The organism is uncultured Imperialibacter sp., assembly GCF_963974565.1.
GTDB classification, from domain to species: domain Bacteria; phylum Bacteroidota; class Bacteroidia; order Cytophagales; family Cyclobacteriaceae; genus Imperialibacter; species Imperialibacter roseus.
The window spans coordinates 17,001-31,471 of sequence record NZ_CAXBCJ010000015.1 but is presented as its reverse complement, the minus strand read 5'-3'; the positions used below and the strand labels follow the sequence as shown (position 1 = coordinate 31,471).

Here is a 14,471-nt window from a genome sequence, read left to right as displayed (position 1 = left end):
TTAAAAAAGGCCTGATCGAAAAATTCACTACCCTACAAACTTACATACTTATGAAACTACTAAACCTACTTCATGCAAGGAGAAAGTACTTTTCTCAGGGCATGAAGATATTTATTACCCAAATGGTTGTCGTTGCTTTGTCAACATCCATTTCGTCGGCCAATGAGCTCATTGGCCAGGCACTTCTGGACAAGGAGGTATCGCTCAAAGCTGAGGATGTTGAACTTAAAAGTGCCATTTCAGAAATTGAAAGAATCGCCAACGTGAAATTCGCTTACAGCCCCAAGCGAATCAAAGACAGGCAAAAGGTGTCCGTGGATGTGGAGAACAAGAAGTTGAGCGAAGTGCTTGACGGAATGCTCCAGCCGCTCGACATTTCCTATGAAGTTATTTCAGACAGAATCTCTCTCTACAAGCCTGAAACAAACAGAGGCCCCGAAAAAGCATCTGCTGAAAACGAAATTTTGGCTCCTGAATTCACGGTATCGGGATCTGTCAGGGATGAAAATGGACAATCGCTTCCCGGTGTGAACGTTGTCGAGAAAGGCACCACCAACGGTACCATTACGGACGCTGACGGTGGATACAGGTTGAGTGTTACAGACGAAAATTCAGTGCTCGTCTTCTCATTCATTGGCTTCGCTACACAGGAAGTAATTGTCGGTGGCAGGTCATCTGTCGAAGTAACCCTGGCTACCGACACTAAAACACTTGGCGAAGTGGTGGTTGTGGGTTACGGTGAGCAAAAGAAGGTCACTGTTACCGGATCTGTGGTGTCGGCTAAAGGCGTTGACCTGGTGAAGTCGCCTGCCGTTGATCTTTCGAATTCACTTTCTGGCCGTTTGCCTGGTTTGGTGGTAATTCAAACAAGCGGCGAGCCTGGTAACGATGGTGCTCAAATCAATATCAGAGGGATCAACACTTTAGGAAACAGCTCCCCACTAATAGTAATTGACGGGATTCCTGACAGGGATGGCGGACTTGGTCGTCTGTCACCTCAGGATGTCGAATCCATCACTGTGTTGAAGGATGCTGCTGCCGCAATTTACGGTGCAAGAGCTGCCAATGGTGCCATTATTGTGACAACCAAAAGAGGCACAACTGGAAAACCAACAGTCTCTTATGACTTTAACCAGGGCTGGGCTCAGCCTACGGTAATTCCCGACATGTCGAATGCCCCGGAATACGCCGAAATCATGAACCAACTTCCCATCTACAAGTCGATTCCGGCAAGTGAATGGGAGGCTGCTTGGCAGGGAATTCAGCAGAGTGGGACTTTTACCTCCCCTTCAACTGGAACGTCACTAAGTGCTCAATTCAGCCCTTCTGATGTGCAAAAGTACAAGGACGGCTCTGACCCCTGGGGTCACCCCGACACCGACTGGTTCGGCGATGCGTTTAGAACGTGGACTCCTCAGAACAGACACAACCTACAGGTGAGCGGCGGCACTGAGAATGTGAAGTATCTGTCGTCTATTGGTGTAGTGAATCAGGACGCTTATTATAAAAACTCCGCTACTAACTATCAACAGTACAACCTCAGGCTGAACCTTGATGCGAAGATCAATAAGTACATCAGCACGCAAACAGGCATCATGTTCAGAGAGGAAGTGAGAAACTTCCCTACGGAGTCAGCCGGATCAATTTTTAGAATGTTGATGAGGGGTCGTCCGACCGAGCCTGAAGTATGGCCCAACGGCCTTCCGGGTCCGGATATTGAAAATGGCCAAAACCCGTACGTGGTCACTACCAATGCCACTGGTTATGTGAAGAACCCAACCGATTATATCCAGACCAATTCCAGAGTTGACATTACTAACCCATGGGTAGACGGCCTTACTTTTACGTTGCAGGGCTCTGTTGATAAGCAAATCGACAGAAACAAGAGATGGCAAACTCCCTGGTACCTGTATACCTGGGATGGAACAGGAACAGGGCCAAATGCGTCAAACCTCAATAGATCGTTGAGATCAACTTTTTCCGATCCCAGACTATCTCAGTTTGAGGAGGCCATATTGAATACGAACATAACCGGAATGTTGAGTTACGAGAAGACATTCGCCGACGACCACACCATCAACCTGATGGCTGGTATGACCAAGGAAACTTTTAAAGGAGAGTTCTTTTCAGCGTATAGAAGAAACTATATTTCTCCGGCCATTGACCAGTTGTTTGCAGGCGGGTCAGAGGCTCAGAACACCAACGGCGGTGGCTACGAAAGGGCTCGTTTGGGTAACTACGGAAGAGCTGCTTACAACTACAAAGAAAAGTATCTGGCGGAGTTTATCTGGAGATATGACGGCTCTTATATTTTCCCTGAGTCTGACAGGTTTGGTTTTTTCCCCGGCGTATTGGCGGGCTGGAATATTTCGAATGAAGACTTCTTCCAGAACAATATCAGCTTCGTCAACTTCCTGAAGATTCGTGGTTCGTACGGTCAAATGGGTAACGACCAGGTTTATTTCAATAACCAGCTTCAGGAGTATGCCTATCTGGCTACTTATGGATTTGGCGAATACCCCATCAATAGCCAGGTGGTTAAAACCCTTGTTGAGAGACAGCTGTCTAACCCTAGCTTTACATGGGAGAGGGCCAACAACCTGAACATCGGACTTGATGGAACCATGTTGAATGGAGCGCTGACCTTTGCATTCGAGTATTTCTATAATAAAAGAGATCAGATTTTGATTCAGAAAACCGGATCAACCCCAGCCTCTTCTGGCATTAGCTCACTACTGCCCCCGGTAAATGCCGGAAAAATAGATAACAAAGGGTTTGAGTACACAGTTGGGTACAACAATGTGGCAGGTGGCTTGACTTATGCGTTTGGTATCAATGGTGGTTACTCACGAAACAAAGTGGTATTCATGGACGAAATCCCGGGGGCACCTGCTTATCAGCTTCAGGAGGGAAAGCCATATGGTGCGTATTTAGTTTATGAATCTGATGGAGTTTTTCGGGATTTGAGCGATATCAATGACAACACCCTTGACTACAGTGCAGTTACACCTCAATTGATACCTGGTGATATGAAGTTTAAGGATATCAACGGAGACGGCAAAATTGATGGTGATGACCAGACAAGACTGGATAAAACCAATACGCCAACTTTCAACTTTGGGGCAACCATGAATTTCCAGTACCGGAATTTTGACTTGTCTCTGTTGTTTCAGGGAGCCATGGGAGCGATGCTAAGGTTGTCTACAGAATCAGGAGATATTGGTAACTACCTGAAGTATAGCTATGACAACCGCTGGTCAATCGACAACCCAAGCAGCACCGATCCGAGATTGGCAAGCAGGGGTGACACGTACTTTACGGGCGGAAACTATGGTAACAATACTTACTTCCTGCTCAACAAGAATTACCTGAGATTGAAGAATATCGAACTCGGGTATAACTTCCCATCTAGCATAGGTGAACGAATTGGCATCAGTAATTTCCGATTGTATGTGAACGGTCTTAACCTGATCACATTTGGGTATTTGAGTAAAAACGGAATCTTTGACCCGGAATCAACCAATCAGGCTGGTACCTACTATCCGCAGGCAAGGGTTATCAACACCGGACTTCGTTTAACCTTTTAAATGACAATGATGATGAAAAGAATAACGATAACAATATGGGTGTTTGCTGTGGGCATGATGCTTCCCATGGCTTGCAACACGGACTTCTTGAATACAGAGCCACTGGATAAAATTTCCAGCGACTTGACATGGAGCGATGGGCCATTGGCTGAGGCGTTTGTTTACAATGTATATGCCTCCCTGGGGTATGGCGGTTTCGAAGAACAGATGCTGGCAGCCTATACAGATGAAGCTATGTTTACACATGCGGGAAGAAACATCAACCCCTTCACGGAAGGTGCGGAGAGTCCTGCTAACCTGGCATGGATGAGTCCAACGTATGAGTGGAATAATATGTACCTGGCCATCAGAAAGGCCAATGTGGCCATTGAGAATCTCCCAATTGCAACTTTTGACAATGAAGATTTAAAAGACAGACTTCTGGGAGAGTCGTATTTTCTGAGGGCCTATTACTACCATCAGCTGCTGAGGTTCTATGGCGGGGTTCCTATTATTGACAGACCTTATGGTCTTGATGAAGACTATACCATCGTAAGAAGCTCATTTGCAGAATGTGTAGATTTTATTATTTCTGATTTGGATCAGGCCGCTACATTGCTTGACGGAAAACCTATCACGCCTGGTCGCACATCCAAGATCGCAGCTATGGCCCTTAAGGCACGAGTGTTGATCTATGCTGCCAGCGATTTGCATGATATTCCAACAGCCTCTGCTTCGGTATCGGGGCTTACCGATCTTCATGGGTATACAAGCGGAGATCAAACTGCCAGATGGACAGCGGCGAGAGCCGCCGCCAAGGCTGTGATGGATGCAGGCAGTGGTTATAAGCTGGATCTTACAGTGCCGGTTTCTCCGGAAGAGGGAAAGGCTAATTACGTAGCCCTGTCTTATGGGGGAGGAAGTGCTGTGGCAGATGCGTCTGCAGCCGTAGAGTTGATTTTCCAGAGAACGCAGACTCCATTATACACCGTAGAGAATAACTGGCCGCTGGGTGGCATCCATTTTGGCATTAACAATGGGCCTAACGGCTATCACAACTGGGCTGGTAACACACCAATTCAGCAGTTGGTAGACGACTATGAGATGATGGACGGCTCTAAGTTTGACTGGAATAATGCAACCCATGCGAGCGCTCCCTACGATGACCGTGACCCTCGTTTGTATGCTACTGTACTTTATGATGGTGCTGGCTGGAAGCCAAGGCCCTCTGATGTGGCGGGCATTGACCCTATGGATCAAATTCAAACAGGTTACTATGATGATGGCGCAGGTGGAGTTATCAATGGTGTGGACACCAGAGAGTCTCCCATCGAGAACTGGAATGGTAGCCGTACGCATTACTATGTGAGGAAGTTTATCGATTCTGATCCGGCAGTCATTGACAATCAGTCGGGTGCGCAGGTGGTTCCCTGGCCATTTATTCGCTATACGGAAATGGTACTGAATTATATCGAGGCATCTATTGAGTTGGGTGATGAGGCTGAAGCCAGAAACTGGCTGAACAAAATACGGTTCAGGGCTGGTATGCCAGCCGTGACCGATGCCGGCGACGCCCTGAGAGATCGATACAGAAATGAACGCAGGATTGAGCTGGCCTATGAGGAGCACAGGTACCATGATGCCAGAAGATGGCTGATAGCGCCAACAACCCTTGGCCGTGGCATCAAAGACATACAGGTGGAAGCTACTTTGAAGCCAGGTGCTACGCCACATGAGCCATATCGCTACGATCCGGCTGTGTATGACTACACCTATACGCCTCAGAATAATACAGAAAACGAAACCCGTACTTGGGTCGACAAAATGTATTTCCGCCCTATAAGCCGGGGGGAGATGAACAGGAACGATAAACTAGTTCAGAATCCGGGATACTAAAGTTTCAGTAAGTTGTATCTAAGTTTTAAAAACCTATGCCGGAGTATTTCGGTGTAGGTTTTTATATTTTTGTTTAAGACCGATCCAAATGCTTAACAACCCTGCACGATTTCTTCTGGCCATTTTTATAGTGATTTTTTGCGGATGCAAAAACGAAACCAAAGAGGAACGAACCGAACCTGTTGTTCCGGATACTCCGCCTCTTTTCAAGCTGCTTCCCCAGCAGGAGACGGGCGTAGATTTTATTAACCAGCTTGAGGAAGGATTGAATACCAACATCCTGATGTACGAGTACTTCTACAACGGAGGTGGCGTTGCGGCGGGCGACATCAATGGTGACGACCTGATCGACCTCTACTTCACCTCCAATATGGGAGAAAGCAAGCTCTACCTGAATGAGGGGGGTATGCGTTTCAAAGATATTACCGCTGAGGCGGGAGTTGGCGGAAGGTCCGGGCCCTGGAAGACCGGCGTAGCCATGGCTGATGTGAATGGCGATGGCAAGCTGGATATTCATGTTTCTTACTCAGGCCAAATGAAAGAAGAAAGTCGGCAAAACCAGTTGTTCATCAATAGGGGCAACGATGCCAATGGAATGCCCACGTTCGAAGACCAAGGGAGAGAACTGGGTTTGGCCAGTGCAGGCTACAGCAACCAAATTTACTTTTTTGACTACGACAGGGACGGCGACCTTGATGCATTGTTGCTCAACCACAACCCGAGTTCAATGCCCGTCCTCAATGAAGTGAAGACGGCCGAAATTTTAAAAGTAGATGATGAGCTAAGAGGCGTAAGGCTTTTCAGGCAAGCCAATGGGCATTTTGATGACGTCACTACGAAGGCTGGCATCAGCAGCTCAGCACTCACCTACGGACTGGGCGTTGGCATTTCTGACATCAACAACGATGGTTGGCCGGATATCTATATTTCCAACGATTATGCCGTGCCCGACTTTCTTTACATAAACAATGGAAACGGAACGTTTACCGACAAGTTGAAGGAAAGCGTAGGCCACAATAGCCAATTTTCAATGGGCAACGATGTGGCCGATATTAATAATGACGGCTGGAATGATATAGTGACCCTCGACATGCTGCCAGAAGACAATTTCAGGCAAAAGCTATTACTCGCCCCTGATAACTACTCCAAGTTCGAATTGAACATTAAGTCTGGCTTCCATTATCAGTACATGCGCAACATGCTGCAGTTGAGCAATGGAAATGACCTCACCGGGAACCCCACTTTCAGTGAGGTGGGGCAAATTGCGGGTATTTCTAATACCGACTGGAGCTGGGCGGCACTCCTGGCCGATTTTGACAACAACGGTTGGAAAGATCTTCATGTGACCAATGGGTATTTCAGGGACTATACCAACCTGGATTTCATCAAATACATGGACGATTTTGTGAAGAGCAAGGGCAGGCTGCAGCGGGAGGATGTGCTGGAAATCATCAGTCACATGCCGGCATCTAATGTAGTCAACTACATTTTTTCAAATGTCGATGGGCTGAATTTCACTAATCAGACGCAAGCATGGGGATTGAGTCGGCCGTCCAACAGCAACGGTGCTGCCTATGCCGATCTTGATAATGACGGCGACCTCGACATCATCGTTAACAATATCAACCAGCCTGCATTTATTTATCAAAATGAAGCTGATAAGAATGGCGATAACAACTATCTCGACATCAAGCTCCTGGGCGAGACGCCCAATACCCAGGGATTAGGCGCAAAAGTGACCATTTCCATCAAGGGCAAAAAGCAGTCGGTGGAGCAAATAACTGCCAGGGGCTATCTGTCGTCTGTGTCGCCCGTTCTTCATTTTGGCCTGGGTGAAGCTGCAAATGTGGATACGCTGATTGTAGCCTGGCCCAGAGGAAAGATACAGATTCTTACAAATGTAGCAAGCAATCAGGTGTTGGCTTTGTCGGAGGCCGATGCATCGGAAGTTTCGATGCCAGCCAAAGTCATAAAACCACTTTTTGTGGAGACGGCCTCTCCTATCAATCATCAGGACAAGCCACTCAACGCCAACGATTTTAAAAGACAAACACTCCTGATCAATCAGCTGTCGTTTGGAGGGCCCGCCATGGCCAAAGGCGATGTAAATGGAGACGGCCTTGAAGACGTATATGTAGGAGGAGGGGTGGGTCAACCAGGCGAATTGTGGTTGCAAAGTGCAGGGGGCACCTTTCGCAAAAGGGCAACCGCAGCTTTTGACCTTGACAGTGCCAGTATGGATGCGGATGCCGCTATGTTCGATGCCAACAACGACGGCCACATGGATATTTATGTGGCCAGTGGAGGCTATCACACCTTCACATCAAATAATGTAGCGCTCCTGGATCGGCTATATATCAACGATGGAAAGGGTAATTTCAGAAAAGACAAAGATGCCCTACCCCAGGTAGGCGGCAGCAATGCGACAGTGGCAGTGGCTGACGTAAACGGAGACGGCTCCAATGATATTTTCGTCGGGGGGCGTGTGGTGCCGGGAAGGTATCCGGAGGCTCCGCAAAGCTACCTGTTGATCAATAAAGGATCAGGCAAATTTTCGGACCAGACAGCATCACTGGCACCGGGCGTCGAAAGATTAGGTATGGTCACCGATGCCGCCTGGCTCGACATCAACAAGGACGGAAGGCAGGACCTGATCGTCGTGGGTGAATGGATGCCAGTCACAGTATTTGAAAATACTGACAAAGGCTTTTTGCTTGCTACCGAAAAGTACTTTGACAAATCTTACGAGGGGTGGTGGAATACCCTCACTGTTGCCGACATCAACGACGACGAGGTTGCCGATTTGCTGGTGGGCAACCTCGGAATAAATACACAGTTTGGCGTCTCCGAAGCCACGCCGGCAGAAATTTACTTCGACGACTTCGACAATAACGGATCTGTCGACCCCATCTTTTGCTACTTCGTGCAAGGCAAAAGTTATCCAAGTGCCACCAGAGATGAGCTGCTCGATCAGCTCAGCTCATTTCGGCGAAAATTCAATAATTATAAAAGCTATGCCGGAGTTACTCTGGCCGACATTTTCTCGCCGGAAGAGCTTGAAAACGCCGGACACATGCAAGCCAATTTTATGAAGACGTCAGTCTTTCTGGGCCAGGTCAATGGCAAGTTTACTGAGAAGCCGCTGCCTGTGGAGGCGCAATACTCGCCCGTTCATACCATCACAGTCCTGGACTTTGACGCCGATGGCAAGGACGACATTTTACTTTGTGGCAACAATAGCTACAGCAAGCTGAGGGTAGGGAAATTTGACGCCAATTACGGTGCGCTGTTCAAAGGCAAGGGGAACGGGGAATTTGCCTATGTGAGCCAGCCGGGTTCAGGTTTCAATCTGAAGGGCGATGTGCGCAACGTAGTGCAAGTTGACAAGTTCCTGTTGTTTGGGGTTTGCCAGGGAAAAATGAAAGCTTATATTTTTAATGACTAAAAACCATTGAAGACTTATGGAACGCTTCAATCACCATTTCTTCCGCCTTTGCTCAATAGTGGCCATAGGCCTTGTTTTCGGCTGTTCCGCTGGCAAGAGGAAAATATTTACGCCGCAGGAAATGGCAACCGGGTGGGGAGAGCTCTCTATTTACATCACCAAAAACACCCCAGCCAATTCGCCGACTTATGCCTCACGATGCTTTGGGTATATAGGGTTGACGATGTACGAGTCCATTGTGCACGGCTATCCTTCGTACCATAGCATGGCCGGGCAGCTAAATGAACTGGAAGCCTTGCCTCTGCCTGAAAATGGAGCCGAGTATGATTGGCTTGCGGCGCTCAACGCAGGTCAGGCTTTGATCATCAAGCGCATCTACAACCAAACTTCTGATGAGAACAAGTTGAAGGTAGATTCACTGGAGGCCTTGTTTTTTGATCAGATTTCCGGGGAGGTTGATGCTGAAGTTGCGGAGCGGTCTGTGGCATATGGCAGGGAAATAGCTGAAGCCATTTTTGAATGGTCAAAGACGGACGGGGGTCACAGGGGCTACTTGAAAAACTTCGATAAAAACCTGAAGCTTCCTACTGGCGAAGGGCGTTGGGAGCCGCCGCTGTATGCGCAATCTATCAGCCATTATCCGTTGCACCCCCATTGGGGAGACAACCGCACTTTTTTAGAGAAAAACAGCCGTATTCCTACGCCGGAGTTGATTCCACACGATACAACACCAGGTTCCCCCTATTACACGCAGTTCATGGAGGTGTACGAAAAGGACAAAGAGCTAACGCAGGAGGAAAAGGAAGCGGCGCTATGGTGGGGAGATGATCCGGCTGATACATTTACACCGCCGGGCCACTCTTATTATATAGCTACTGCGGTTTTGAAAGCAAAGAACCCGGATTTGATCAAATGCGCCGAAACCTATGCCAAAATGGGTATTGCTGTGGCCGATGCATTCATTGAATGCTGGAAGTGGAAGTACGAACATGTATCGGAGCGGCCGTCAAGTTTTATCAACCACCATGTGGAGCCCGGTTGGGTGTCATTTTGGCCCGACCCGCCCTTTCCCGCATTTCCATCCGGGCACGCCACCAATGCCGGAACCGCTGCCACTATCCTCATTTATCAGTTCGGTGAGCGATTTTCGTTTACCGATAGCTCTCATGTGGGGCGCAAAAGAGATGAGCTCAGAGACGTGGACTTTAAGCCGAGGCAATACGACTCCTTCTGGCAGGTAGCTGAGGAAACAGCCAACTCCCGGTTTTATGGTGGCATTCATTCTCATTACGACAATGAAATAGGGCTTACTGAGGGAGCCAGAATTGCGGAGAACGTGAATACATTGATTTGGAAAAACGAATAAGTTAGCTCGTGCGCACTATTATGAATAAACTGAAGGTCATCTGGTTGGTTTGCCTTGCTCTGGTAACTTGCACTGCCCAGGCTCAGTTGAGCTTCAAGGATGTAACCGAAGAGGCCGGCATTGACTATCACCAGTTTGTGGTTTATGAGGGGATGTTTGGCGGAGGTATTTGTGTGTTTGATTTCAATAATGACGGCTGGGACGATTTTTTTCTCACTAGTGGAATGGAAAAAGATCGCCTTTACCTGAACAACAGAGACGGCACTTTTAAGGACGTTTATGCCTCATCCGGCCTGGTTGTTACGGGTGCTTACGTGACCCAGGGCGCCGCAAGCGCCGACGTCAACAGAGACGGCTGGACGGATTTGCTCGTCACGACCATTACTTTAAAAGACAGTTCTCAACAAATTCCCAGGGCGGAGAATCTTTTGTTTATTAACAATGGCAATTCAACCTTTCGGGATGCTACTGAGGAATACGGGCTAAAGGACCTGCAGTCATTTAGCACCGGGGCCAGCTTTGGAGACTTCAATCTCGATGGTTATCCTGACATTTACATCGGCAACTACTTTCTGGCCTATGAGGGAAAATTGAGTGCCATCAACGATGCCACCATCGTTAATGCCAGCTCAACAGCAGAGGGGTATCTGATGGTTAACCATGGCGGCGAATACTTCACCAATGAATATGAGGATTATGGATTAAAATTCCGTGGTTTCGGTTTTGGAGGAGTATTTACTGACTACGACAACGATCATGATCCGGATATATTTGTCAGCCACGACTTTGGGTACAAAGCCACCCCCAATGTGCTGTTGAATAACCGCTACCCCGACGACAGGTTTGTTGATGTTGCTGAGGAGGTTGGGATGGATCTCAAAATCAATTCCATGGGGATTGCAGTCGGGGATTACGACAACAACGGCCTTCTCGACTACTATGTCACCAATATTCGCTTCAACCGCTTCATGGTGAATCAAGGGGCTGGCAAGCCATTTATAGATAAAGCCCGGGACTTGGGGATGGGCTTTGTGAGCATTAGCTGGGGGGCCAACTTTGCCGATTTTGATCATGATATGGATGTTGATTTGTTCGTGACCAACGGCGACCTCAATCCCAACGACGTGCCCATGGCCAACTTCTTTTTCGAGAATGACAAAGGGGCGTTCACCGACAAGGCCCATTTGCTCGGCCTCAACGATTACGGCGTGGGCAGGGGGTCGGTGGTGTTCGACATGGACAACGATGGCGACCTCGATATTCTGTATGTAAGCCAAAAGCCAGTGCTAGATTTCCCTGTGGAGTCCCGCACACGGCTGTTTCGAAACGATAGCAAGGGCGGCAACTGGCTCAAGATTGCTTTGAAAGGAACAGACTCCGAATTAAATGGGCTGGGCTCCAGAGTGGAGGTAGTAGCAGGCGGTGTAAAGATGATGCGGGAAATAGATGGAGGTTCCAGCCATTTGTCGCAAAACTCGCTGCAAGCCCACTTCGGATTGGGAGCCTCGGCGGTCGCCGACTCGGTCATCGTTACCTGGCTGGGGGGAAAGAGGCAGGTGTTGGTCAACCAAGCGGCCAATCAATTGCTCACAGTGACCGAGGAAGAAAGCAAAGGCCTCGGCTGGCCAGTGATGGTTGGGTTGGGTTTTGTCACAGCGGTACTGGCGGCTTTTGTTATGGGGAAAATAGGTCGAAAGTAGCTCCGCCAGAAAAGATAGCTATCTTTCGCCCTAAACATAGTTAACTTTCTTCCTAAAAATAGCCATGTTTGACCCCAAACATGGCTATGTTTGGGGTGAATTATGGCTATGATTTGAGTTTCGCTTGATTCGCCAATGTTGCGAGGATATTTAGACGGATTTGAACCTATTTTTTCTTGGTGGTCTTTTCGGTTTTTTCGAGGGCTTCAATGCGTTTTTGCTGCTCTTGAATTTGTTTATTTTGCTCAATCAAATGCAACGTCAGCTCCTCCACCTTTTCCAGCAGCTTCATATTCATTTCCAGCAGGTTCACTCCGTTTTGCTGCATTTCATCGGAGGAAGGAATGCCCGGCAGGTGCTTGTTTTGGTCAATGTAGGCTTTGGTGTCTTCAAGGGAGGAAAGGAGGTAATTAGCCTCAAACACGTAATCTGGGCCTGGAACGTTGAGATCTACTTTTACCTCTTCGGCGTGGATAACACCTTTGACTGTGAGTTTGGAGTCGGGGTCAGAGGTGCCGATGCCGACATTTCCGTCGATTTGGGCATAAATAGCAAGGGAACCTCCTGGTTTAACAGAAATATTGGAATAGCTCCACAAATATGTCTCTGAACTTAGGTTATGTATCGCAAATGATCCATTTGTGTTGCTGACAACAAGGTCATTACCATTGTACATATTTGGGTTAGGGCCAATTTGGAGTCTGTTCAGTGGGTTTGTAGTTCCTAGTCCAATATTTCCGTCATATTTTGCGAAAAGTGCATCATTGTATCCAGTTCCATTCCAGTTTCGCAGAAGAACATTTCCTGGGTGTGTACCAGTTGGGTTGTTCTCCAAAAAGACATCGGATAATCCAAACTCCAATTGTCCTTTATGGGTTGCGGCATCGTCGTGCAACCTTATAATGTTATTTACCTGCAATCTTCTAACTGGATTCGCCGTACCAATACCAATTTTCCCTTTTACCACCAGATCATTTCTTTCGGGATTTGCATAGGCGTAAGTGTCTGCCACCAGCATACCTCCGGCTTTTATCCCAGCGGCACTTCCATAATACACAGAATTCAGAAATTGGACATATCTATATTGATCAACACTTGAAGTGCTTGTGAAGAGATATGGGTCTGCTCCCCTTTCCAGGGTCAGCTCCCCATTCACTTGTAATTTCGTCGAGGGCATAATAGTCCCAATCCCTACGTTTCCTGAAGAAGGAAAAGTATTGGTCTGAGCAAAACTCGGAATAACAAACACACATAAGGCAACCGAGGCAATGATCGATGATAGTTTCATGGCTTGTGTTTTTTTAGTTGATCGATTTTATTTTGCATTTCTATCAAATACAGTGTCAGCTCCTCCACCTTCTCCAGCAGCTTCATATTCATTTCCAGCAGGTTCACACCGTTTTGCTGCATTGCAGCGGAGGAGGGGATACCCGGCAGGTGCTTTTTTTGCTCGATGTATTTTTTGGTATCTTCCAGAGAGGCGAGGGGATAGTCTTCTTCAAAGACGTAGTCGGGGCCGGGCACGCTGAGGTCTACTTTTACTTCTTCAGCATGGATGATTCCTTTTACTGTGAGCTTGGAGTCGGGGTTAATGGTTCCGATCCCGACGTTTCCATTTCGCCCGCTTCCTGCGCCTGTAGCCAGAGCTACATCGCCATCAGTTTGAATAATAATTGGACTGGTATAAGTGCTGTTGTCATTGGCGTATAAGACAAGGTCGCCTTGATATCCACTCCACGTATCCGTTCTGAAGCTCCAATACCAGTATTTTGTGTCCCCTACCTTGTTTCCATCATTTGTTTTAAAGATTAAATCGGCCACAGCACCTTGTGACGTGCTTGGCCCACCTAATTGAATGCCCATTCTGTCAACATCGGTAACATGCAGTCTGGACTCTGGTATCATTGTTCCAACCCCGACTTTCCCATTTCCATCCGGCATCAGGGCTATGTCATTGCCATCAGTGTTTAGTGAGAGTTTATTCCCATTCTCAGCCGTCAGAGAAAATTCGTTGGTTACATTATTTGCCCCACTCCAAGCTCCGTCGTAAAGAATAATTCCCTGGCGGCTCATCCCTGAATAAAACCCGATCCATTCATAGTTATTATCGTCGGTTCCAGAACCATGCATTAGCTGTATATTGTTGGTGGAAGAGCCAATGAGACCTGATCCAGTTCGAATGGAGCCATTTGATGTGAAGTCGCCAGCGATGGTCAGATGCCCGACGTTACTTAGACCTGCAATAGGGGCCTGTCCGGCAATGCCCCAGGTCCAGCCCCTTCCAATCGGAGTCGGGCTCATATTCATTTTAATGCTATAGTCGGTGACTGGCCCAAAATGGTATTCACTGCTATTCCCCATGTGAATCTTATACAAATCACTTGACCAAAACCTGGCTCCATAGCCATCTCCTGGAGTGATGTCGTAGTAATTTTGCTGCGAATAGGTGATTTGGTATGCAAAAAGAAAAATGGAAAGAATAGCTGATTTTTTCATGG

The 14,471-nt window shown here is 47.7% G+C and carries 7 protein-coding genes; 5 read left to right on the top strand and 2 right to left on the bottom strand.

Annotated elements, in window-relative coordinates; translation table 11 throughout:
* Positions 1 to 50 precede the first annotated feature (50 nt).
* From AAC052_RS19195 to AAC052_RS19175, 5 genes are all read left to right on the top strand, one after another.
* On the top strand, positions 51 to 3,587 hold the full coding sequence (locus tag AAC052_RS19195) for a TonB-dependent receptor (RefSeq protein ID WP_339815083.1): 3,537 nt from the start codon (positions 51 to 53) through the stop codon (positions 3,585 to 3,587).
* A 12-nt stretch (positions 3,588 to 3,599) separates the two neighbouring features.
* Positions 3,600 to 5,462 (top strand): RagB/SusD family nutrient uptake outer membrane protein, encoded by a 1,863-nt coding sequence (locus tag AAC052_RS19190; RefSeq protein ID WP_339815154.1) that lies wholly within the window; start codon positions 3,600 to 3,602, stop codon positions 5,460 to 5,462.
* An 88-nt stretch (positions 5,463 to 5,550) separates the two neighbouring features.
* On the top strand, positions 5,551 to 8,907 hold the full coding sequence (locus tag AAC052_RS19185; RefSeq protein WP_339815081.1) for a VCBS repeat-containing protein: 3,357 nt from the start codon (positions 5,551 to 5,553) through the stop codon (positions 8,905 to 8,907).
* A gap of 16 nt (positions 8,908 to 8,923) precedes the next feature.
* Positions 8,924 to 10,273 (top strand): vanadium-dependent haloperoxidase, encoded by a 1,350-nt coding sequence (locus tag AAC052_RS19180; protein WP_339815080.1) that lies wholly within the window; start codon positions 8,924 to 8,926, stop codon positions 10,271 to 10,273.
* A gap of 20 nt (positions 10,274 to 10,293) precedes the next feature.
* Positions 10,294 to 11,973, top strand: a complete 1,680-nt coding sequence (locus AAC052_RS19175) for a CRTAC1 family protein (protein ID WP_339815079.1) — start codon at positions 10,294 to 10,296, stop codon at positions 11,971 to 11,973.
* A gap of 166 nt (positions 11,974 to 12,139) precedes the next feature.
* Here the strand turns inward: AAC052_RS19175 and AAC052_RS19170 are convergent, their stop codons facing one another.
* Together AAC052_RS19170 and AAC052_RS19165 are read right to left on the bottom strand one after the other, a co-directional pair.
* A complete protein-coding gene (locus AAC052_RS19170; protein WP_339815078.1) occupies positions 12,140 to 13,261 on the bottom strand; it encodes a hypothetical protein in 1,122 nt (373 codons plus the stop codon).
* Entirely contained in the window at positions 13,258 to 14,469 is a 1,212-nt protein-coding gene (locus AAC052_RS19165; protein WP_339815076.1) for a hypothetical protein, read from the bottom strand. The genes AAC052_RS19170 and AAC052_RS19165 overlap by 4 nt, the downstream gene beginning before the upstream one ends.
* Between the last annotated feature and the right edge of the window lie 2 nt (positions 14,470 to 14,471).